Source organism: Klebsiella sp. A-Nf5 (genome assembly GCF_002810545.1).
Lineage (GTDB): Bacteria > Pseudomonadota > Gammaproteobacteria > Enterobacterales > Enterobacteriaceae > Klebsiella > Klebsiella variicola.
Map to the genome: position 1 here is coordinate 182,515 of NZ_PIOG01000222.1, position 21,836 is coordinate 204,350.

The following is a 21,836-nucleotide window of genomic DNA, read 5'->3' on the forward strand; positions in this document are numbered from 1 at the left end:
TCCTGATTAGTGGGGGGAGTGTTGTGCCAGATGGCAGGCGGCGAGGTAGCCAAACGTCAGCCCCGGGCCGAGGGTGATGCCGGGACCCGGGTAGGTGCCGGCCATCAGCGAATCCATGTCATTTCCCACCGCGTACAGCCCCGCGATGGGTTTTCCTTCCGCGTTGACGACCTGTGCATCGGCGGTGGTGACCAGGCCCCGCGACGTCCCCAGATCGCCGGTATAGAGTTTGATGGCATAGAACGGCGCGCTGAGCAGGGGGGCGTTACAGGCGTCAGGCTGATGACCTGGATCGCCCATCGCCCGGTTATAGCTGTTGCCGCCTTTAGCAAATTCCCGATCCACGCCCTGCGCGGCGTCGCGGTTGTAGCGGGCAACCGTCTCGCTCAGCGTTTGGGCATCCAGACCAAGCTGTTGCGCCAGCGTCTCCAGGGTGTCGGCTTTGTACAGATAGCCGGCGGCGATCAGGGCGTCATTGTTGACCGGCGCCGGGCGTGCCAGCCCGAGGCCATAACGCTTCATCGCCTGGGCGTCGCAGAGTAAAAAGCAGGGGGCATTTTCCGCAGCGCGTTGCATCGCGCTGGCGAAATGGTGATAGGAGTTAGACTCGTTGACGAAGCGTACCGCCCGCTGATTGACGGCAATCACGCCCGGTTTGGCCCGGTCGGTCACCAGATGGGGAAAGCGCTCCTCGCTGCCATCGGCACGGGTCAGCACGGATACAGGCGCCCAGAAAAAATTGGATTGCCGATCGGCTCCCTCGCGAGCGTTAAGCGCCGCCGCGAGACGTAGCGCGGCGCCATCGTTGGCCGGCGGTGACATGGTGAAGTGCTCGCGGGTGTGCGGCCGATAGCGCGCCGCCAGCGCGCCCGCGGCAAAGCCGCCAGCGGCCAGCACCACCCCGCGGCGGGCGTGCAGCGTCTCTTTTTGCCCCTGATACTCAATCTCCACCCCGGTGACCGCGCCTTGCGCTTCGCACAGCGCCAGAACATTGACATTCAGCCGCAGGTTCATGCCTTTTCGCAGCGCCGTTGTCGCCATGCGAGCTATCAGCGCATTGCCCATCGCCAGGCGGGTGCCGCGAGGGTACTTCACCCGGTCGCGGGCATAGCGCAGCAGCAGCCGGGTGCAATGGGCCAGGGAGCGCAGCGAGCGACGCATGTCGAGAAAATGTTGAATATCGACGCGGTTGACCATCATCCCGCCAAACAGCAGCATCCCCGGCGGCGGCGAACGCAGGTCGCGAAACGCGTCACCCAGTTCACGGCCGTCATACTCCACCACCTCCAGCGCCCGACCGACGTCGACCGCGCCGGGTTCATCCGGATAGTAATCAGGTGAGAGCGGGCGCAGGCTGTATTTCACCGCCCCCTCGCGCTCCAGAAAGGAGAGCGCCTCCCGCCCGGCGCTGACAAACGCCTCGGCGATATCGTCCCGATAGTGGGCCTCGCCGATGATGGTCCGCAGATAGGTTTTGATCGCCTCGGTGCTGCCGCTTTTGCCCAGGGCGCGAGCCTGATCGGTATCGTGCAGCCACACGGCGCCGCCGGAGATGGCCGAGGTGCCGCCGAACTGGCCAGCTTTCTCCAGCATCAGCACCGACAGCCCTTTGCAGCTGGCGGTGACCGCGGCGGCAAAGCCAGCGGCGCCGCTGCCGATGACGATCACATCCCAGCTCTTCATGCTGCCGCTCCCTGCGCCTGCGGGATGGCGCCGATAAACTGGCCCATCAGCGTCATCTGCGCCAGCGCCATTTCCGGCCCGGTCTGCACCCGGCAGCCGCGAGCGGCGGCGAAAGTGAGCAACGGCGTCATCACCGGGGCGGTGACAACGTCAGCCACGTGGGTTGCGCTGTCGAGCGTATCCAGCAGCGCCTGCGGCAGGGGCAGCTCATCAAATCCGGCCATGCCCGCCGGCGAGCCATTAACCAGCAGATCGACGCCATGAAGGGTGTCCGGCAGCGCGCTCAGTTGCACCGCCGGAAAGGCCTCGGCAAGGAGATCGTGCAGGCGTTGCCGGGTGGCCGGGTTTTGATCGTGCAGGGCCAACTGACGGATCCCCGCCTCGCACAGCCCCCAGGCGATGGCGCTGCCGACGCCGCCGCACCCGGAGAGTAGCGCCTGCTTTCCTGCTGGCTGAAAACCCTGCGCCTCGGCGGCGAGCTGAAAGCCGACGCCGTCCAGCATATCGCCCTGTAACCGGCCATCCGCCAGCTTACGGATCACATTGACGGCGTTGAGACGACGCGCGCGGGGGGTGAGGTCGTCGACCAGCGCGGCGGCGCGCTGCTTATGCGGTACTGTCACCAGCACGCCGGTCATGTTCTGCCAGCCGCGCAGGGCGTTGAGGTAGGCGACCACCGCTTCCGGGGCGATATCCACCGGGATCATGACACTGTCCATGTGCTGTTCAGCAAAGTAGCGGTTGAAGTTATCCGGTGATTTCACCTGGGCGATCGGATGACCAATCACGGCGACAACCTGGGTAGTTCCACTGACCATTTCAAACCTCATTTGTTAAATGAATGTTGTGAAAGTATTTCAGTGGAAGCTGAGAGCGACAACGCAGAATTCGGACATGTCGGTTGTTAATCGCACGATCGCTGCGATAATCGCAGGAAATCGATAATGATGTTGCAAAAATGTGAGCGAATATGCAAAACACCATTCATCCACGCGATCTGATCGTCGGTTTACAAAAAGGGCTGGCGCTTATCCAGCTTTTTTCCAAAACTTGCCCAAAGCTCACCGTCGCCCAGGCAGCGAAAATGAGCGGCCTGACGCAAAGCGCCGCACGGCGTTTTCTGTTGACGCTGCTGCATGAGCGCTATCTGCAAACCGACGGACGCTATTACTGGCTTACTCCGAAAACGCTGCGGCTTGGTCAGGCTTACGTTGATTCGGCGCAGTTTCCCCGCATGGTGCGGCCGATTGTCGAATACATCGCCAGCCGGACGGAGGAGCATGCCTCGGTGGGCGTGGTGGATGAAGATGAACTGGTCTATATCGCCCGCAGCCGCCATACGCCGTTTAACTCCACGTCGGTGCGACTCGGGGAGCGGGTACCCATTTTCTGTACCGCCGGGGGGCGACTGTGGCTGGCTTCGCTGCCGGAAGCCGAGTGCGAGGCGGTCTTGCAGCGCATTACCCGGGAACAACGCACGCCCTATACGGTGACCGACGTCGCGTCGCTGATGGAGAAAATCGCGCAGGTGCGGCGCCAGGGATATGCCACCATCGAACAGGAGTTTGAGATTGGCATGCTGGTGCTGGCGGTGCCGTTAACCGACAGGGAAGGGACCTGGTGGGGAGCGCTGAGTCTGACTAGCCATCAATCGCGTACTTCACTTGAGGCTTTATGCCGCGACCACCTCGATCTGCTCTACAGTGCGCAGGCGATGCTGGTGAGCTAAACAGGGCAGCGAATCGTGCTGCCCTCAGAGAGACGTCGCTTAGGCTGGCGCTTAGCTCTGTAAGCTGTTCCAGTCGCTGGCGGCGTTATTGACAAAGGTGTTCCAGCTGTTGCCTGCGGTGTTAACAAAACCTCCCCAGTTTTCCTTACCGGCGGTCACAAAAGTTTCCCAGTTTGACTGCCCTGTCAGGAAGGAGCCAAACGCCATCGCGCTGTCGACGACGAAGGAGGCAAACGCGCTGCCGGAGGTGAGAACAAAAGAGGTGAAGCCGACGGCCGAGTTGGCGACAAAACTGGCAAAGCTGCTGGCCGAGCCGGTCAGGCTATAGCTACTGACTGAGCCGGTCAGGCTAAAGCCACTGATAGAGCCGGTCAGGCTAAAGCCACCGGAGATGTACTCCATTTGATTCAATGTTAACTCTTTCATTGCAATTCCTTGTAGTGGTTATTTTCTAGGTGGGCATAAGCCCGGGGCGAAAGGTAGCATTGTAGGACCGTGCGGCGCGAGTGATGCCCGGTGTGTACTGGCTCATTTTTTTCTCATTTTTTGGCCGAAAAGGGAGTGAGAAGGGCACGGGGGAGGGGAGGGAAATATGAATTGAGAAAGAAAGCGGTGAGGAAACAGAAAAGAAAAAGCCCCGTAAAAACGGGGCTTTATATCGCACTGGCGTGGGTGATTATCTCACGTAAGCCAGCAGACTATGTGAATCCGGCACCATAAAGTCAACGGACATCATCACGGACAGCGCGGTGATGGCGACGATGGAAAAGACGAACAGCTTACGCGCCCAGACTTTGTCATCTGCCACTTTATAGCCACGCAGCGCCATGCCCAGCCACCAGACGCTGACCGCTGCCGCCACGACCAGGTATTTATACCCGGCGTAGCCGCCCAGCGAGAGCATCAGGGTCGCCACGGCAAAGGCGACGATGTACAGCGTAATATGGTTTTTGGCGACTGAAATGCCTTTCACTACCGGCAGTACCGGAATGTTTGCCGCCTGATAATCCTTAAAGCGGAAAATCGCGATGGCATAGGAGTGAGGCATCTGCCACAGGCTAAAGATAGCCAGCAGGATCGCCGCACCGCTGTCGAAATCACCGGTGACCGCGCAGTAGCCAATCACCGGCGGCGCGGCGCCGGAGAGTGAGCCAATCAGCGTGCCGTAGACGGAGTGGCGCTTCATGTACAGGCTGTAGACGCCGACATAAACCACGAACCCCATCACCCCCAGCCAGCAGGCCAGCGGATTTGCGCCGAACCACAGCAGCATGAAGCCAGCAATACCCAGCAAGGTGGCGTACACCAGCGAAGCTTCTGGCGAGATCAGCCCTTTGACCAGCACCCGGTTTTTCGTCCGTTCCATCTTACGATCGATGTCCCGGTCGATGTAGTTGTTGAATACACAACCCGAGGCGACCACCAGGGATACTCCAAGGAGCGTCCAGACGAACAGCGGATAGTCGATGTGGCCTTTGGAGGCCAACAGGAAACCGCCGATCACGGAGATCAGGTTGCCAAAAATAATGCCTGGTTTCGTTACTTGCAGGTATTGCTTAAACATACTCGCCGCTCTTAGTGCATCATCATGTTGTAGTTCAGGTTCCACATAATCCAGATGGAGCCAACAACCACGATCGCAATGATGATTACGGTGAAGATAAATGCGGTCAGGTTCCAGCCTTCATCGGACTTGCTGTTCATATGCAGGAAGTACACGAGGTGTACCACGATCTGCACCACAGCAGTCACCAGAATGGTGCCAAGAATAACCGCATGCGAGGCGGAGCCACTCATCACCATGGCGAACGGAATGGCCGTCAGGATGATGGACAGGATAAATCCTGTCATGTAGCTCTTCACGCTGCCGTGAGAAGCGCCGCTATGATCGGTAGAATGACTCATTACATCGCCCCCATCAGATAGACAACCGAGAACACGCAGATCCACACAACGTCCAGGAAGTGCCAGAACAGGCTCAGGCACAGGATACGCGTGCGGTTAGTGCTGGTCAGGCCACGACGTGAAACCTGGAACATCAGCACAGCCATCCAGATCAGACCCGAGGTCACGTGCAGACCATGGGTGCCGACCAGCGCGAAGAACGCTGACAGGAAGCCGCTACGATCCGGACCCATACCTTCAACAATCAGGTGATGGAACTCATAGAGTTCCATCGCGATGAACCCTGCCCCGAAGAGGAAGGTCAGCGCCAGCCAGGAAACCACCTGGCTCTTGTTGTTTTTGTACATGGCGATAGCCGCCATGCCGTAGGTGATGGAGCTGAACAGCAGCAGTGCGGTTTCAACCAGAACGAACGGCAGTTCGAAAATATCTTTGCCCGTCGGTCCGCCGGCCGTGCCGTTCACCAGAACGGCATAGGTAGCAAACAGCGTAGCGAAGATGATGCAGTCGCTCATCAGGTAGATCCAGAAACCGAATACCTTCATCGGTCCTGTATCATGGTGCCCGTGTTCATGCGCGTGGGCAGTATGCGCAAGAGTATCAGTTGCCATTTTTCAGCCCTGCTTTGTTAATCTCATCGAAATGCTGTTTTTCCAGTTTTTCGACTTCTGCAACCGGTACGTAGTAATCCACGTCCTCGTCAAAGCTCTTAATAATCCAGGTCGCTACGATGCCGATGAAGCTTGCGATCGCCAGCCACCAGATATGCCAGATCATGGCGAAACCAAATACCGTGGCGAAGGCGGCAATGACGATACCGGCGCCGCTGTTTTTCGGCATATGAATTTCTTCATAATGGGCAGGCTGTTTGTACGCTTCACCTTTCTCTTTCATTTCCCAGAAGGCGTCACGCTCGTGAACCTGAGGAACGATAGCGAAGTTGTAGAACGGCGGCGGAGAAGAGGTTGCCCACTCCAGCGTACGACCACCCCATGGGTCACCGGTCAGGTCACGGTTCTGTTCGCGGTCGCGAATAGACACGTAGAACTGAATCAGCTGGCACAGGATACCGCAAGCGATCAGCGCCGCACCGCAGGCTGCAACAACCAGCATCGGGTGGAACTGCGGATCGATCTGCTGGCTCAGACGACGGGTCATACCCATGAAGCCCAGCACGTACAGCGGCATAAATGCGACGAAGAAGCCGATGATCCAGAACCAGAAAGCGCGTTTGCCCCAGGTTTCGTTCAGGGTAAAGCCAAAGGCTTTCGGCCACCAGTAGGTCAGACCTGCGAAGCAACCGAATACCACGCCGCCGATGATAACGTTATGGAAGTGCGCGATCAGGAACAGGCTGTTGTGCAGAACGAAGTCCGCACCCGGTACCGCCAGCAGCACGCCGGTCATCCCACCTACGGAGAAGGTCACGATAAAGCCGATAGTCCACATCATCGCCGAGTTGAAGACGATGCGACCCTGATACATGGTGAACAGCCAGTTGAAGATCTTAACCCCGGTCGGGATCGCGATAATCATGGTGGTAATACCGAAGAAGGCGTTAACGTTCGCACCCGCACCCATGGTGAAGAAGTGGTGCAGCCAAACGATGAACGACAGAACGGTAATACACACGGTTGCCCACACCAGCGAGGTGTAACCAAACAGACGCTTACGCGAGAAGGTCGCCGCGATTTCGGAGAAGACCCCGAACACTGGCAGAACCAGGATGTACACTTCCGGGTGACCCCAGGCCCAAATCAGGTTGATGTACATCATCATGTTGCCACCCATATCGTTGGTAAAGAAATGGGTGCCCAGGTAACGATCCAGGGTCAGCAGCGCGATGGTGACGGTCAGAATGGGGAAGGAGGCGATAATCAGGATGTTGGCGCACAGAGATGCCCAGGAGAATACCGGCATCTTGAACATGGTCATGCCCGGGGCACGCATCTTGATAATGGTCACAAAGAAGTTAATACCGGTCAGGGTAGTACCGATACCGGAGAGCTGCAGCGCCCAAATCCAGTAATCGACCCCAACGCCAGGACTGTATTCAATTCCCGACAGCGGCGGATAGGCCAGCCAACCAGTCTGCGCGAACTCACCGACGCCCAGAGACAGGTTAACCAGAATCACGCCAACAACGGTGAACCAGAAGCTCAGGTTGTTGAGGAACGGGAAGGCCACGTCGCGCGCGCCGAGCTGAAGCGGAACCACCAGGTTCATCAGACCGATAACGAACGGCATCGCCACGAAGAAGATCATGATAACGCCGTGGGCGGTAAAGATCTGATCGTAGTGATGAGGTGGCAGGAAGCCAGCTTCCCCGGCCGAGGCCAGCACTTGCTGGCTACGCATCATCACGGCATCAGCAAAGCCACGCAGTAGCATGACGATTGCCACGATAACGTACATGATACCGAGACGTTTGTGGTCGACAGAAGTCAGCCACTCGTTCCACAGGTAGGACCACTTACCGAAGTAAGTGATGGCAGCCAGAAGCGCCAGTCCCCCAATGATAATCGCAGCCACCGTAACCACGATAATGGGTTCGTGGTAGGGCACTGCATCCAGTGTAAGTTTTCCGAACATCGTTTTCTTCCTCGGCCCCTTAGTGAGCGGTTTCCGCGTGGCTCATGTCCATGCCTTCCATCCCGTCGTGAGCAGCGTGCTCGCCTTCAGGTTTGGACATGTTCATGCTCTCGTGAGACATGAATTTGTTCACAACATCTTTGAACAGATCCGGCTTCACGTTAGAGAAGTATTCCACTTTGTTGTATTCGCTAGGCACAGCCACTTTATCGAACGCGGCCATGGAGTCCATGGAGTTCGGCGACTGTTTGGCTTTTTCAACCCACTGATCGAAGGTTGCACGATCCGGGGTAGCAATCGCTTTGAACTTCATACCTGAGAAGCCCGGGCCACTGTAGCTAGCGGAGATACCGTCATAAGTACCAGCTTCGTCAGCAATGAGGTGCAGCTGAGTCTGCATCCCGGCCATTGCGTAAATCTGGCTACCTAAGCGCGGAATAAAGAACGAGTTCATCACCGAATTAGAGGTCACTTTGAAGTGTACCGGTACGTTCGCCGGGAAGGCGATTTCGTTAACGGTAGCAATACCCTGTTCCGGATAGATAAAGAACCATTTCCAGTCCATCGAAACGACTTCGATGGTGATTGGTTTCTCGTCATGGGCAAGCGGTTTGCTTGGCTCCAGTGCGTGAGTGGTTTTCCAGGTCAGAACGGCCAGGAACAGGATGATCAGAATAGGTACCGTCCAGACCACAGCTTCCACTTTGTTGGAGTGTGACCAGTTCGGGCTATACTTCGCATCTTTATTGCTCTCGCGATACTTCCAGGCAAATCCTACTGCCATCAAGACGGCGGGAATAACGACAATCATCATCAGGCCGAAAGCCGTCAGAATCAAAGAGCGTTGCTCCAGTCCAATCTGTCCTTTTGGGTCAAGGAGTGCAGAATCACAACCACTGAGTAATACAGTACTTGCGATTAATGACATCCATCCCAAACTTTTATTGTATTTCCTGAGTCTCATTGAACGACCTCAATTCCACGGGATCTGGTGGCGTTTAAAGTGTACGGGCATTTTACGGTAAGGTTGCATTACTGTAAACATGATTGGATCTCTGTCAGTTCTGTGTTAGCGGCTTCTGCTTGGTTTGTCACATATGTTACGTAGTGTTACGTAATCGCTTGCAAAGCCTGAATTTCATGGGATTGATAACGAAAGGGATAAGAAAAGGAGTACTTAGCGGCGAATGGGCATAACCACCCATAAATTAGAACAATTGTTTAACATTTAATTATCAAATAAAAGACATTGTGAAAACCTAAAATAAAATCGCTGTAGCTGAATCGGTTAAATTATTTAAAGAATCGAATGAAAACTGTCAATAATTTCCAGAAATCAAAAACGCACAAAACAACAAATAGCGCGGCGGACAATATAAAAGCGTTAATAAGCCGTTATAATTACGTTTCGTAATTACAACGGCTAATAATGATGCAGCGTCCTTAAATCAGGCGAGTTTTACGCAGTGCCAGGTAGTCGAGCAGACCGCCGAACAAAATACCGCCAACGGCAGTCAGCGCGGCAACCTCCAGCAGACCGGACAGGAATGAGAAGGCGGTGTAATCCAGGGCGTTCATGATAAGCAAAGCCAGCCATACCGTCAGCAGCAGGCAGCCCAGTGCCAGGATCCCCAGCGCCAGCGCATAGGCCTGCGGGTATTCGCTTCGCGGCATAAAGCTTGCCGTACGTTGGGTATGCTCAAGCGTTTGCCGGCACAGCAGCAGTAGCGCGATCCCCGGCACCGCCGCGACGACCGAGAAGAGATAGAACGTCGACCAGCCGTGGGCCTCGACAAACCAGCCGGCGATTGGCCCAACGTACACGCGGCCGACCGCAGACAGCGCAGAGAGCAGCGCGAACTGGGTGGCGGAGAATGATTTATTGCACAGCGTCATCAGCAGCGCGACAAACGCCGCTGTCCCCATTCCCCCGCACAGGTTTTCAAAGAACACGGCGGTTGCCATGGAATAGAGGTGCTTATCGGTAATCGACAGCAGCCAGTAGCCGGCGTTGGAGACCCCCTGCAGCACACCGAAGATCAGCAGCGCCCGAAACAGTGTCAGCCGCTGCATCAGGACCCCGCCGTACAGGGCGCCGAGAATGGTGGCAAACAGGCCCAAAGTTTTGTTCACCATCCCGACTTCTCCGGCATCAAAGCCAACGCCGCGGATGAGGAAGGTCGTGGTCAGGCTCATGGCAAACGCATCGCCAAGCTTATAAAGGGCGATGAGCAGCAGAATAAGCCAGGCGTTATTGCGACCGAAAAAATCGCGCAGCGGTTCGGCGACCGCCTGCTCCAGCGACCTGGGAACCGGGATAACGTCGCTCGGCTCGGGTGCCAGCAGTGTGGCGATGATACAGGGCACCAGCAGCGCCGCCATCAGCCAGTACATCCCCTGCCAGCCGAGATAGCGGTCGGCAAGCCACAGAGCCAGACCACCGGACACCAGCATCCCGAGGCGATAGCCCAGCACGCTGATCGCGGCGCCGGTACCGCGTTCTTCCGCCGGCAGAACGTCGGTTTTCCAGGCATCGAACACGATATCCTGTGATGCCGAGCAGAAGGCGATCACCACCGCCAGCGCCGCCATCCAGCGGAGCTGGGAGACGGGCTCAAGAAATCCCATCGCCGCAATGGCCAGCAGGAGCAGGACCTGGGTAGTCAGCAGCCAACCGCGACGACGCCCAAGAAACGGCGGCGTATAGCGGTCCATCAGCGGGGACCAGAGAAATTTAAAGACATAGGCCTGGCCGACGAGTGAGAAAAAACCGATCGTTTTCAGATCGATATTTTCCACCGTCATCCAGGCCTGCAGGGTACCGGAGGTGAGGGCCAGCGGCAGGCCTGAGGCGAAACCGAGGATCAGCAAAATTGCTGATTTCGGCTGTTGAAAAATGCGTAAGTAATGACTGGACATAGCATAAAGCACGAACCCGGCTGAGGCCGGGTTCGTGGTGGCATTAACGCGCGTTTTGCTTGATGAAATCGTGGATGCTGGTGTCCTGCGCCATATCGGCGATGGTATCGGTCAGGACGCTGTTAACGGCATCAGCGATGTTCTTGTTCGAGGCCTGGAAAGCGCCTTCAATGGAGTAGCTGGCGCGGTAGTTTTTGGTCATCTTCGTGCCGTTTGCCGCGGTGGCAATGATGGCGATATCCGCTTTCGTGGCGATGTTGTAACGCACATTACCCTGGGAGACATCAGCGTAGAGTTTGTTGACGATAATTTGCAGATCAACCGCGCCGTTCGGGCCAATCATATAACCGCGTGCGGTCATCTGTTTCTCCAGCACTTCCTGCAGCAGGAAGCGCAGATCGCGGGAGGCGGTGAGGGTGACCTGCTGATTGTCGCGCGTGACTTTTGCCAGCGCCTGGTCCGGACGCTGGTCAGCGCCGTTGATGCTGACGGTCACGCCCATCAGGCTCGGATCCTGCTGCGGCAGCGTGATTTTCGGCGATACTTCAATGGTGGTCGGCGGCGTGGCGCATCCTGCCAGCATAAACATGGCGACCAACGGGAAAAGGATCTTCTTAAGCATGTTCAGGTCTCAACGCATGGTGTTGTTATAAGGAAAATTACCGCCATCATAGCATTGCCAACGGCAAGGGGAAGTGGCAACGCGTGTAAATCCATCGCCCTGGCGGTTTTCTGAGCGTCCCGCCACGGTTAATCGCTCTTTCCCCGGCAGTTCTGGCGACCAGAGCCAGTAAACGTGATACTTTTGAATGAAAATATCAGAACAATGCTAATTTTTTGTTGTTTTCTCCTAATGGAAGCGGTAAAAGCGGCTAACATTTATAGGGAGTGGCGGCATCTCAGCGTTGTCGGAGGAGAAAATTCATGATGATACGTGAACAGATCGAAGCAAAACTTAGAGCAGCGTTCGACCCGATGTATCTCGAAGTCGTGGATGAAAGTTATCGTCACAACGTCCCAGCGGGCTCTGAAAGTCATTTTAAAGTGGTGTTAGTGAGCGATCGCTTCACTGGCGAGCGTTTCCTCAATCGCCACCGTATGATCTACGGCACGCTAACTGAGGAGCTGTCGAATACGGTGCATGCCCTGGCGCTGCACACCTACACGATTAAAGAGTGGGAAGCTCTACAAGATACGGTTTTCGCCTCGCCGCCTTGCCGCGGTGCGGGGAGTATCGCCTAGAAATCCCATTTGCAACCGCTGGCGCTTTTCCAGTATGTTGCTTGCAGATTTAGCAAAAACGGCCTACGGGCCGTTTTGTTTTGCCTGGAAAATGCGCAAAGTGAGCGCTTTTGCGGACAAATTTGAGCGGGAAATGTGAAAAATGCCGCAGCAGTGGGCGACAACCGTTCTCGACTCACAAAAGTGATGCCGCTATAATGCCGCGTCTTATATATGAATGTCTTCGGGATGATTCTGACGACAGGGAATGTGTTTCTGATTTGAAGAGGGCATCCCGGTTCTGCGAAGCCACCTACACGCGCTTCCAGAGTTGACCGAGCACTGTGATTTTTTTGAGGTAACAAGATGCAAGTTTCAGTTGAAACCACTCAGGGCCTTGGGCGCCGTGTAACGATTACTATCGCCGCTGACAGCATCGAGAATGCTGTCAAAAGCGAGCTGGTCAACGTAGCGAAAAAAGTTCGCATTGACGGCTTCCGTAAAGGCAAAGTGCCGATGAATGTTGTTGCTCAGCGTTATGGCGCATCCGTTCGCCAGGACGTGCTGGGCGACCTGATGAGCCGTCATTTCGTTGACGCGATCATCAAAGAGAAAATCAATCCGGCTGGTGCGCCGAACTACGTTCCGGGCGAATACAAACTGGGCGAAGACTTCACCTACGCGGTAGAGTTCGAAGTGTATCCGGAAGTTGAGCTGCAGGGTCTGGACGCGATCGAAGTTGAAAAACCGGTTGTTGACGTGACCGACGCTGACGTGGACACCATGCTGGAAACCCTGCGCAAGCAGCAGGCGACCTGGAAAGACAAAGACGGCGCTGTTGACGCTGAAGATCGCGTAACCATCGATTTCACCGGTTCCGTAGACGGTGAAGAGTTCGAAGGCGGTAAAGCCTCTGACTTCGTACTGGCGATGGGCCAGGGTCGCATGATCCCGGGCTTCGAAGACGGTATCAAAGGTCACAAAGCGGGTGAAGAGTTCACCATCGACGTGACTTTCCCGGAAGAGTACCACGCAGAAAACCTGAAAGGTAAAGCGGCTAAGTTCGTTATCAACCTGAAAAAAGTTGAAGAGCGTGAACTGCCTGAGCTGACCGAAGAATTCATCAAACGTTTCGGCGTGGAAGATGGTTCTGTCGCTGGCCTGCGCGCTGAAGTGCGTAAAAACATGGAACGCGAGCTGAAAGGCGCTGTACGTAACCGCGTGAAGTCTCAGGCAATTGAAGGTCTGGTTAAAGCTAACGAGATCGACGTTCCGGCTGCCCTGATCGACAGCGAAATCGACGTGCTGCGTCGCCAGGCTGCTCAGCGTTTCGGTGGCAACGAGAAACAGGCTCTGGAACTGCCGCGCGAGCTGTTCGAAGAGCAAGCTAAACGCCGCGTCGTTGTCGGTCTGCTGCTGGGCGAAGTGATTCGCACCAACGAGCTGAAAGCTGACGAAGAGCGCGTGAAAGGCCTGATCGAAGAGATGGCTTCTGCGTACGAAGATCCGTCAGAAGTCGTTGAATTCTACAGCAAGAACAAAGAGCTGATGGACAACATGCGCAACGTGGCGCTGGAAGAGCAGGCTGTTGAAGCCGTGCTGGCGAAAGCCAAAGTGTCTGAAAAAGCCACTTCCTTCAACGAACTGATGAACCAGCAGGCGTAATTTCGCCGCGATTGTTTAAGGTTCGAGCAAAAACCCGTTGCCGAAAGGCGGCGGGTTTTTTTTTAGGATAATGATAGCCTCAGGCACGGTGCTAAAACGCATTTACCATGATAGCGTTACAGCAAAAGCTTGTTATGCTTGAAATATGGCAACACCATCCCCATTACCGGGGGAGGCAACTGCATCCGCAATCGCACGCGTGTTGAAGAGGCGGTGACGCGTTCAGCGGATAGAAACTGTGGCTGATAATCCGTCCGTAAGGTTACAATCAGTGCAGCAGGTATTTTAAAAATTACTCCAGGAGACGGAAATGTCATACAGTGGCGAACGAGACAACTTTGCACCCCATATGGCCCTGGTGCCGATGGTCATTGAACAGACCTCACGCGGTGAACGTTCTTTTGATATCTACTCCCGTCTGCTTAAGGAACGCGTCATTTTTCTGACCGGCCAGGTCGAAGACCACATGGCAAACCTGATCGTGGCGCAGATGCTGTTTCTGGAAGCGGAAAACCCGGAAAAAGACATTTACCTGTACATTAACTCTCCGGGCGGGGTGATCACCGCCGGGATGTCGATTTATGACACCATGCAGTTCATCAAGCCGGACGTCAGCACCATCTGTATGGGCCAGGCCGCTTCCATGGGGGCGTTCCTGCTGACCGCCGGGGCGAAAGGCAAGCGCTTCTGCCTGCCTAATTCCCGCGTGATGATCCACCAGCCGCTGGGCGGCTATCAGGGACAGGCGACGGATATTGAGATCCACGCCCGCGAAATCCTGAAGGTGAAAGGGCGCATGAATGAGCTGATGGCACATCATACCGGCCAGTCTCTTGAGCAGATTGAGCGTGACACCGAGCGTGACCGCTTCCTCTCTGCTGCGGAAGCCGTGGAGTATGGGCTGGTCGACTCTATTTTGACCCATCGTAATTGATGCCCGAGGCGCAAGGGTGCCGCTTTACGCTTCATTCTTCTCGCCACGTTTTCGTGAGTGGTTGGCATTTTTCCGGACGCTTGCCGGTCAGGCTTGCGGCCGGTTGCTTTGCCAGCGCCTCGATGTAGCGCGAAGGATTTTGTGTATATACTAATGAAGGGCGGCACAACGCTATATGGCGGCTTGCGCCTGAGAATGGCATTTGCGTCGTCGTGTGCGGCACAAAGAACTTAAAAAGAGGTTTGGACTCATGACAGATAAACGCAAAGATGGATCGGGCAAATTGTTGTATTGCTCTTTTTGCGGCAAAAGCCAGCATGAAGTGCGTAAGCTGATCGCCGGGCCATCCGTGTATATCTGCGACGAATGCGTTGATTTATGTAACGACATCATTCGCGAAGAGATTAAAGAAGTTGCGCCGCACCGCGAGCGCAGCGCGTTGCCGACGCCGCACGAGATTCGCCACCACCTTGATGACTACGTCATCGGTCAGGAACAGGCGAAGAAAGTGTTGGCGGTCGCGGTATACAACCACTACAAACGTCTGCGCAATGGCGATACCAGCAATGGCGTAGAGCTGGGTAAAAGTAACATTCTGCTGATCGGGCCGACCGGTTCCGGTAAAACGCTGCTGGCGGAAACGCTGGCGCGCCTGCTGGATGTGCCGTTTACCATGGCAGACGCCACCACCCTGACCGAAGCGGGTTATGTGGGTGAGGACGTCGAAAATATCATTCAGAAACTGCTGCAGAAGTGCGACTACGACGTGCAGAAAGCGCAGCGCGGCATCGTCTATATCGACGAAATCGACAAAATTTCGCGTAAATCCGATAACCCGTCGATTACCCGCGACGTCTCCGGCGAGGGCGTACAGCAGGCGCTGCTGAAGCTTATCGAAGGCACCGTCGCCGCCGTTCCACCGCAGGGCGGACGTAAACATCCGCAGCAGGAGTTCTTGCAGGTTGATACCTCCAAGATCCTCTTCATCTGCGGCGGCGCGTTCGCCGGCCTGGACAAAGTGATTTCCCACCGTGTTGAAACCGGCTCTGGCATTGGTTTTGGCGCGACGGTAAAAGCGAAGTCCGACAAAGCCAGCGAAGGTGAGCTGCTGTCTCAGGTTGAACCGGAAGATCTGATCAAATTTGGTCTGATCCCTGAATTCATCGGTCGTCTGCCGGTGGTGGCGACGCTGAATGAGCTGAGCGAAGAAGCGCTGATCCAGATCCTGAAAGAGCCGAAAAACGCCCTGACCAAGCAGTATCAGGCGTTGTTTAGCCTTGAGGGCGCAGAACTTGAATTCCGCGACGAAGCGCTGGATGCTATCGCCAAGAAAGCGATGGCGCGTAAAACCGGTGCCCGTGGCCTGCGCTCGATTGTGGAAGCGGCGCTGCTGGATACCATGTATGACCTGCCTTCGATGGATGATGTCGAAAAAGTGGTCATTGATGAGTCGGTTATCGAGGGTCAGAGCAAACCGCTGCTGATCTACGGTAAACCGGAAGCTCAGCAGGCATCTGGTGAATAATTAACCATTTCACTCAAGCAGTTAACAAAAAGGGGGGATTTTATCTCCCCTTTTATTTTTCCTGCATTCCCGCCGTTGAATGTGTGGAATACATCCCCATATACTGGATTACATATTAACGACGATGCAGTGGAGTATGGCGTCGTCGGCTACCTGGCGGACTTTAAACTAAGAGAGAGCTCTATGAATCCTGAGCGTTCTGAACGCATTGAAATCCCCGTATTGCCATTGCGCGATGTGGTGGTTTATCCGCACATGGTCATACCCCTGTTCGTAGGGCGGGAAAAATCTATTCGTTGCCTCGAAGCGGCCATGGACCATGATAAAAAAATCATGCTGGTTGCGCAGAAAGAAGCGTCGACGGATGAGCCGGGTGTAAACGATCTTTTCACCGTTGGAACCGTGGCGTCTATTTTGCAGATGCTGAAGCTGCCGGACGGTACCGTGAAGGTGCTGGTCGAAGGGCTGCAGCGTGCACGTATTTCTGCGCTGTCTGATAATGGCGAACATTTCTCGGCGAAAGCGGAGTATCTCGACTCGCCGGCGATTGACGAACGTGAGCAGGAAGTGCTGGTTCGCACCGCTATCAGCCAGTTTGAAGGCTATATCAAGCTGAACAAGAAGATCCCACCGGAAGTGCTGACGTCGCTGAACAGTATCGACGATCCGGCGCGCCTGGCGGATACCATCGCGGCGCACATGCCGTTGAAGCTGGCTGACAAGCAGTCCGTGCTCGAGATGTCCGACATCAACGAACGTCTGGAATATCTGATGGCGATGATGGAATCGGAAATCGATCTGCTGCAGGTTGAGAAGCGCATTCGCAACCGCGTCAAAAAGCAGATGGAGAAATCCCAGCGCGAGTACTATCTGAACGAGCAAATGAAAGCGATTCAGAAAGAACTCGGCGAGATGGACGACGCCCCGGACGAAAACGAAGCGCTAAAGCGTAAGATCGACGCGGCGAAAATGCCGAAAGAGGCGAAAGAAAAAACCGAAGCGGAACTGCAGAAGCTGAAGATGATGTCGCCGATGTCTGCGGAAGCGACCGTCGTGCGTGGCTACATCGACTGGATGGTGCAGGTGCCGTGGAATGCGCGCAGTAAGGTCAAAAAAGACCTGCGTCAGGCCCAGGAGATCCTCGATACCGATCACTATGGTCTGGAGCGCGTGAAGGATCGCATCCTTGAATATCTCGCGGTGCAGAGCCGGGTGAACAAAATCAAGGGGCCAATCCTCTGTCTGGTGGGACCGCCGGGGGTAGGTAAAACCTCGCTGGGCCAATCCATCGCCAAAGCGACCGGACGCAAATACGTACGTATGGCATTAGGTGGCGTGCGCGATGAAGCGGAAATCCGCGGTCACCGTCGGACCTATATTGGCTCGATGCCGGGCAAACTGATCCAGAAAATGGCGAAAGTGGGGGTCAAAAACCCGCTATTCCTGCTGGATGAGATCGATAAAATGTCTTCCGACATGCGCGGCGACCCAGCTTCAGCGTTGCTTGAGGTACTGGATCCGGAACAGAACGTGGCCTTTAACGACCACTATCTGGAAGTGGATTACGATCTCAGCGACGTGATGTTCGTGGCGACGTCTAACTCCATGAACATTCCGGCACCGCTGCTGGATCGTATGGAAGTGATTCGCCTCTCCGGTTATACCGAAGATGAAAAGCTGAACATCGCCAAGCGTCACCTGCTGCCGAAGCAGATTGAACGTAACGCGCTGAAGAAAGGCGAGCTGACCGTCGACGATAGCGCCATTATCGGCATTATTCGTTACTACACGCGTGAAGCGGGGGTTCGAAGCCTGGAGCGTGAAATCTCCAAGCTGTGCCGTAAAGCCGTTAAACAGCTGCTGCTGGATAAAACGCTGAAACACATCGAGATTAACGGTGAGAATCTGCACGATTATCTCGGCGTACAGCGCTTTGACTATGGCCGTGCCGATAGCGAGAACCGCGTTGGTCAGGTGACCGGTCTGGCGTGGACGGAAGTGGGCGGCGATCTGCTGACCATCGAAACCGCCTGCGTACCAGGCAAAGGCAAGCTGACTTACACCGGTTCGCTGGGTGAAGTCATGCAGGAGTCGATTCAGGCTGCGCTGACCGTGGTGCGTTCGCGGGCGGACAAACTGGGCATTAACGCCGACTTCTACGAGAAGCGTGATATTCACGTCCACGTCCCGGAAGGGGCGACGCCGAAGGATGGTCCGAGTGCGGGTATCGCCATGTGTACGGCGCTGGTCTCCTGTCTGACCGGTAACCCGGTACGCGCTGATGTGGCGATGACCGGTGAAATCACTCTGCGTGGTCAGGTGCTGCCGATCGGCGGTCTGAAGGAAAAACTGCTGGCGGCGCATCGCGGCGGCATTAAGACTGTTCTGATTCCTGATGAGAACAAACGCGACCTTGAAGAAATTCCAGATAACGTTATCGCCGATTTGGATATCCATCCGGTGAAACGAATCGAGGAAGTTCTGACACTTGCGCTGCAGAACGAACCGTTCGGCATGCAGGTTGTGACCGCGAAATAGTGATTCTGCGCAAATTGCGCTAATAAAAATAGGGCTGGTAAGTCATTTCGGACTTGCCAGCCTTTTTTTGTGTAGCTAACTTAGATCGCTGGCAGGGGGGTCATCGACAACTGCTGTTGTAAGGGCATGACAGTCCTGATATAACTGCTGCGCGGTCGCACTATGAAGGACTCAGGTGCGATATAAATTATAAAGAGAGGAAGAGAACAGTGAATAAATCTCAACTGATTGACAAAATTGCTGCGGGTGCGGACATTTCTAAAGCTGCAGCTGGACGTGCGTTAGATGCTTTAATCGCTTCTGTTACTGAATCTCTGCAGGCTGGGGATGACGTTGCGCTGGTAGGTTTTGGTACCTTTGCTGTTAAAGAACGTGCCGCCCGTACTGGTCGCAACCCACAAACAGGTAAAGAAATTACTATCGCTGCCGCAAAAGTACCGGGCTTCCGTGCTGGTAAAGCGCTGAAAGACGCGGTGAACTGATCGGCTTTCCCGTCAGGGAATGTGACGAAGTACAAGGGCGCATCGTGAGATGTGCCTTTTTTATTGCCTTTTCAGACCACTTTATGTGTGTTTATCGCCACTTGTGGGCTGACAATCACCCTGTTTTCTTGTCAAAATACGTCCTCACGCGCGGCGGCCATCACGTGCTATGCTGCGCGAGCTAAAGTCATCTACAGCGGAGCGTTGTTACACCATGATGGACAACCTACGCACGGCCGCCAACAGCGTCGTGCTCAAGATTATTTTCGGTATCATTATCGTCTCGTTCATTTTGACCGGGGTGAGTGGTTACCTGATTGGCGGTGGCAAAAACTATGCCGCAAAAGTGAATGGCCAGGAGATTGGCCGTGGGCAGTTTGAAAACGCCGTCGCCAGCGAACGTAACCGTATGCAGCAGCAGCTTGGCGACCAGTTCTCCGAGCTGGCGGCGAACGAAAACTACATGAAAACCATGCGCCAGCAGGTGCTGAACCGGCTGATCGATGAGTCGCTTCTGGATCAGTATGCCCGCGAGCTGGGTCTCAGCATCAGCGATGAGCAGGTGAAGCAGGCGATCTTCCAGACCCAGGCGTTCCAGACGAACGGTAAGTTCGACAACCAGCGTTTCAGCGGTATTGTCGCCCAGATGGGGATGACCACCGATCAGTACGCTCAGGCGCTGCGTAACCAGCTGACCACACAGCAGCTGATTAACGCCATTGCGGGTACCGACTTCATGCTGCCGGGCGAGTCCGATCAACTGGCGGCGCTGGTGTCTCAGCAGCGTGTCGTCCGCGAAGCGACCATCAACGTGAATGCCCTGGCGGCAAAACAGACGGCCAGCGATGAGGAAATCAACGCCTTCTGGCAGCAGAATCAGGCCCGTTTTATGGCACCGGAACAGTTCCGCGTCAGCTATATCAAAATGGATGCCGCCAGCATGCAGGAGAGTGCCTCTGACGAAGAGATTCAGTCATGGTATGACCAGCACAAGGATCAGTTCACTCAGCCGCAGCGCAACCGCTACAGCGTGATTCAGACCAAAACGGAAGCCGATGCGAAAGCGGTGCTGGCCGAGCTGCAAAAAGGGGCAGATTTCGCCACGCTGGCGAAAGAAAAATCGACTGATATTATCTCTGCCCGCAACGGCGGCGATATGGGGTGGATGGAAGATGCCTCTACGGTGCCTGAGCTGAAAGATGCCGGGCTGAAAGAGAAAGGCCAGCTGTCTGGCGTGATCAAATCCTCAGTTGGCTTCCTGGTGGCCCGTCTGGACGACGTCCAGCCGGCGCAGGTGAAACCGCTGGCTGACGTGCGCAATGACATTGCGGCGAAAGTGAAGCAGGAAAAAGCGCTGGATGCTTACTACGCGCTGCAGCAGAAGGTGAGCGATGCGGCCAGTAACGATAATGAATCGCTGGCGGGCGCGGCGCAGGTCGCCGGACTGAAGGTGGTGGAAACCGGCTGGTTTGGCCGCGATAACCTGCCGGAAGAGCTGAACTTTAAACCGGTCGCTGACGCAATCTTCAACGGCGGTCTGGTGGGTGAGAATGGCGCGCCGGGCAGCAACTCCGACATCATCACCGTTGACGGCGATCGCGCTTTTGTTCTGCGCATTAGCGAACACAAAGCCGAGGCGGTGAAACCGCTGGCCGAAGTGAAGGCGCAGGTCAGCGATATCGTTAAGCACAATAAAGCGGAACAGCAGGCGAAACTGGATGCCGACAAGCTGCTGGCGGCGCTGAAAGACGGCAAAGGCGATGAAGCGATGAAGGCGGCTGGCCTGAGCTTCGGCGCGCCGCAGACGCTTTCCCGTACCGGCCAGGATCCGCTGAGCCAACTGGCATTTACTCTGCCGCTGCCGCAGCAGGGCAAACCGGTCTATGGCGTTGGCAGCAATATGCAAGGCGATGTGGTGCTGGTGGCGCTGGATGAAGTGAAAGCAGGCAACATGCCGGAAGAGCAGAAGAAGGCCATGGTTCAGGGGATTACCCAGAACAACGCCCAAATCGCTTTCGAAGCGCTGATGAGTAACCTGCGCAAGGCGGCGAAAATTAAACTGGGCGACAGCATCGACCAGCAGCAGTAATTTCGCGTCGTCTCGCAAAAATGAGCAACACGATGTAATCCCCAAGGGCCGCTTTCGCGGCCCTTTCCATTTCTGTGATTTGCCTTTTGTCGGCCATCCGCACTGACGCTATCGTAACCTTGCTGTCTACACACAAGGAGATATCAGCATGAAATATGGAATAAAAGCACTGATGGCCGCGGGCGTACTGGTTTTCGCGGTAGGCGTACAGGGAGCGCTGGCTGCACCCGCCAGCGGCAAAGCGGCGGTGAATAAAGAAAATGTGCAGGCGACTACTTCGGCGAAGGCGGAAACGGTGCCCGGTGAGGCGGACAACGGGGTGACAAAGGTCAGCATTAACCGCGCCAGCGCCGAACAGTTGGCTCAGGCGTTGAATGGCGTGGGGTTGAAAAAAGCCCAGGCCATTGTCAGCTACCGCGAAGAGTACGGGCCGTTCAAAACCCTCGATGATCTGAAGCAGGTCCCGGGAATGGGCAGCTCGCTGGTGGAGCGCAATTTAGCCCATCTGACGCTGTAAATTTTATGCCAGACCTTGCACAGCGGTGATTTTTTGC

Annotated in this window: 19 protein-coding genes; 9 read left to right on the forward strand and 10 right to left on the reverse strand. The window is 55.5% G+C overall.

The window, feature by feature from the left end:
- Positions 1-6: 6 nt before the first annotated feature.
- Complete coding sequence (locus tag CWM53_RS21385; RefSeq protein WP_074386740.1) at positions 7-1,683, reverse strand: FAD-dependent oxidoreductase; 1,677 nt, start codon at positions 1,681-1,683, stop codon at positions 7-9.
- Positions 1,680-2,501, reverse strand: a complete 822-nt coding sequence (locus tag CWM53_RS21390) for a shikimate dehydrogenase family protein (RefSeq protein WP_100631433.1) — start codon at positions 2,499-2,501, stop codon at positions 1,680-1,682. The genes CWM53_RS21385 and CWM53_RS21390 overlap by 4 nt, the downstream gene beginning before the upstream one ends.
- Positions 2,502-2,653: 152 nt before the next feature.
- Between CWM53_RS21390 and CWM53_RS21395 the strand changes: the two genes are divergently transcribed.
- Positions 2,654-3,412 carry an IclR family transcriptional regulator C-terminal domain-containing protein gene (locus tag CWM53_RS21395; protein ID WP_061155560.1) on the forward strand — a complete coding sequence of 253 codons (759 nt, stop codon included), beginning with the start codon at positions 2,654-2,656 and terminating at the stop codon, positions 3,410-3,412.
- A 51-nt stretch (positions 3,413-3,463) separates the two neighbouring features.
- Here the strand turns inward: CWM53_RS21395 and CWM53_RS21400 are convergent, their stop codons facing one another.
- From CWM53_RS21400 to CWM53_RS21435, 8 genes are all read right to left on the reverse strand, one after another.
- Entirely contained in the window at positions 3,464-3,838 is a 375-nt protein-coding gene (locus tag CWM53_RS21400) for a hypothetical protein (protein WP_100729388.1), read from the reverse strand.
- A gap of 250 nt (positions 3,839-4,088) precedes the next feature.
- On the reverse strand, positions 4,089-4,976 hold the full coding sequence (gene cyoE, locus CWM53_RS21405; RefSeq protein WP_002891629.1) for a heme o synthase: 888 nt from the start codon (positions 4,974-4,976) through the stop codon (positions 4,089-4,091).
- Positions 4,977-4,987: 11 nt separating this feature from the next.
- Positions 4,988-5,317 (reverse strand): cytochrome o ubiquinol oxidase subunit IV, encoded by a 330-nt coding sequence (locus CWM53_RS21410; RefSeq protein ID WP_032732610.1) that lies wholly within the window; start codon positions 5,315-5,317, stop codon positions 4,988-4,990.
- Entirely contained in the window at positions 5,317-5,928 is a 612-nt protein-coding gene (locus tag CWM53_RS21415; protein WP_074386736.1) for a cytochrome o ubiquinol oxidase subunit III, read from the reverse strand. Before CWM53_RS21415 ends, CWM53_RS21410 begins: the two co-directional genes overlap by 1 nt.
- Positions 5,918-7,909, reverse strand: a complete 1,992-nt coding sequence (cyoB, locus tag CWM53_RS21420) for a cytochrome o ubiquinol oxidase subunit I (RefSeq protein WP_061155557.1) — start codon at positions 7,907-7,909, stop codon at positions 5,918-5,920. The genes CWM53_RS21415 and cyoB overlap by 11 nt, the downstream gene beginning before the upstream one ends.
- A 19-nt stretch (positions 7,910-7,928) precedes the next feature.
- Positions 7,929-8,873 carry a cytochrome o ubiquinol oxidase subunit II gene (cyoA, locus tag CWM53_RS21425; protein WP_074386735.1) on the reverse strand — a complete coding sequence of 315 codons (945 nt, stop codon included), beginning with the start codon at positions 8,871-8,873 and terminating at the stop codon, positions 7,929-7,931.
- 479 nt (positions 8,874-9,352) lie between these two features.
- On the reverse strand, positions 9,353-10,828 hold the full coding sequence (gene ampG, locus CWM53_RS21430) for a muropeptide MFS transporter AmpG (protein ID WP_100729387.1): 1,476 nt from the start codon (positions 10,826-10,828) through the stop codon (positions 9,353-9,355).
- Positions 10,829-10,871: 43 nt separating this feature from the next.
- Positions 10,872-11,450 carry a lipoprotein gene (locus tag CWM53_RS21435; RefSeq protein ID WP_061155554.1) on the reverse strand — a complete coding sequence of 193 codons (579 nt, stop codon included), beginning with the start codon at positions 11,448-11,450 and terminating at the stop codon, positions 10,872-10,874.
- A 302-nt stretch (positions 11,451-11,752) separates the two neighbouring features.
- Between CWM53_RS21435 and bolA the strand changes: the two genes are divergently transcribed.
- The 8 genes from bolA to CWM53_RS21485 all read left to right on the forward strand — a co-directional run bounded on the left by bolA (position 11,753) and on the right by CWM53_RS21485 (position 21,799).
- A complete protein-coding gene (gene bolA / locus CWM53_RS21440; RefSeq protein WP_002891649.1) occupies positions 11,753-12,070 on the forward strand; it encodes a transcriptional regulator BolA in 318 nt (105 codons plus the stop codon).
- Between the two features lie 345 nt (positions 12,071-12,415).
- Positions 12,416-13,714, forward strand: a complete 1,299-nt coding sequence (tig, locus tag CWM53_RS21455; RefSeq protein ID WP_061155553.1) for a trigger factor — start codon at positions 12,416-12,418, stop codon at positions 13,712-13,714.
- A 310-nt stretch (positions 13,715-14,024) separates the two neighbouring features.
- Positions 14,025-14,648: an ATP-dependent Clp endopeptidase proteolytic subunit ClpP gene (gene clpP / locus CWM53_RS21460; protein ID WP_002891804.1), complete on the forward strand. Its 624-nt coding sequence runs from the start codon at positions 14,025-14,027 to the stop codon at positions 14,646-14,648.
- Between the two features lie 250 nt (positions 14,649-14,898).
- Complete coding sequence (clpX, locus tag CWM53_RS21465; RefSeq protein WP_061155552.1) at positions 14,899-16,173, forward strand: ATP-dependent protease ATP-binding subunit ClpX; 1,275 nt, start codon at positions 14,899-14,901, stop codon at positions 16,171-16,173.
- Between the two features lie 183 nt (positions 16,174-16,356).
- On the forward strand, positions 16,357-18,711 hold the full coding sequence (gene lon / locus CWM53_RS21470) for an endopeptidase La (RefSeq protein ID WP_061155551.1): 2,355 nt from the start codon (positions 16,357-16,359) through the stop codon (positions 18,709-18,711).
- 209 nt (positions 18,712-18,920) lie between these two features.
- The gene (gene hupB / locus CWM53_RS21475) at positions 18,921-19,193 is read left to right on the forward strand and encodes a nucleoid-associated protein HU-beta (RefSeq protein ID WP_002444653.1); all 273 of its coding nucleotides are present in this window, start codon (positions 18,921-18,923) and stop codon (positions 19,191-19,193) included.
- Positions 19,194-19,407: 214 nt separating this feature from the next.
- Complete coding sequence (gene ppiD / locus CWM53_RS21480; protein WP_061155550.1) at positions 19,408-21,282, forward strand: peptidylprolyl isomerase; 1,875 nt, start codon at positions 19,408-19,410, stop codon at positions 21,280-21,282.
- 148 nt (positions 21,283-21,430) lie between these two features.
- Positions 21,431-21,799: a helix-hairpin-helix domain-containing protein gene (locus CWM53_RS21485; protein ID WP_077268420.1), complete on the forward strand. Its 369-nt coding sequence runs from the start codon at positions 21,431-21,433 to the stop codon at positions 21,797-21,799.
- Positions 21,800-21,836 lie beyond the last annotated feature (37 nt).

Bases quoted from the DNA above. Each gene is read 5' to 3' on its own strand.
- lon (WP_061155551.1), top strand. From the start codon at position 16,357: ATGAATCCTGAGCGTTCTGAACGCATTGAAATCCCCGTATTGCCATTG.
- CWM53_RS21410 (WP_032732610.1), bottom strand. From the start codon at position 5,317: ATGAGTCATTCTACCGATCATAGCGGCGCTTCTCACGGCAGCGTGAAG.
- CWM53_RS21400 (WP_100729388.1), bottom strand. From the start codon at position 3,838: ATGAAAGAGTTAACATTGAATCAAATGGAGTACATCTCCGGTGGCTTT.
- tig (WP_061155553.1), top strand. From the start codon at position 12,416: ATGCAAGTTTCAGTTGAAACCACTCAGGGCCTTGGGCGCCGTGTAACG.
- cyoA (WP_074386735.1), bottom strand. From the start codon at position 8,873: ATGAGACTCAGGAAATACAATAAAAGTTTGGGATGGATGTCATTAATC.
- cyoB (WP_061155557.1), bottom strand. From the start codon at position 7,909: ATGTTCGGAAAACTTACACTGGATGCAGTGCCCTACCACGAACCCATT.
- ampG (WP_100729387.1), bottom strand. From the start codon at position 10,828: ATGTCCAGTCATTACTTACGCATTTTTCAACAGCCGAAATCAGCAATT.
- clpX (WP_061155552.1), top strand. From the start codon at position 14,899: ATGACAGATAAACGCAAAGATGGATCGGGCAAATTGTTGTATTGCTCT.
- ppiD (WP_061155550.1), top strand. From the start codon at position 19,408: ATGATGGACAACCTACGCACGGCCGCCAACAGCGTCGTGCTCAAGATT.
- CWM53_RS21395 (WP_061155560.1), top strand. From the start codon at position 2,654: ATGCAAAACACCATTCATCCACGCGATCTGATCGTCGGTTTACAAAAA.
- CWM53_RS21485 (WP_077268420.1), top strand. From the start codon at position 21,431: ATGAAATATGGAATAAAAGCACTGATGGCCGCGGGCGTACTGGTTTTC.
- CWM53_RS21435 (WP_061155554.1), bottom strand. From the start codon at position 11,450: ATGCTTAAGAAGATCCTTTTCCCGTTGGTCGCCATGTTTATGCTGGCA.
- clpP (WP_002891804.1), top strand. From the start codon at position 14,025: ATGTCATACAGTGGCGAACGAGACAACTTTGCACCCCATATGGCCCTG.
- CWM53_RS21415 (WP_074386736.1), bottom strand. From the start codon at position 5,928: ATGGCAACTGATACTCTTGCGCATACTGCCCACGCGCATGAACACGGG.
- cyoE (WP_002891629.1), bottom strand. From the start codon at position 4,976: ATGTTTAAGCAATACCTGCAAGTAACGAAACCAGGCATTATTTTTGGC.
- CWM53_RS21385 (WP_074386740.1), bottom strand. From the start codon at position 1,683: ATGAAGAGCTGGGATGTGATCGTCATCGGCAGCGGCGCCGCTGGCTTT.
- CWM53_RS21390 (WP_100631433.1), bottom strand. From the start codon at position 2,501: ATGGTCAGTGGAACTACCCAGGTTGTCGCCGTGATTGGTCATCCGATC.
- bolA (WP_002891649.1), top strand. From the start codon at position 11,753: ATGATGATACGTGAACAGATCGAAGCAAAACTTAGAGCAGCGTTCGAC.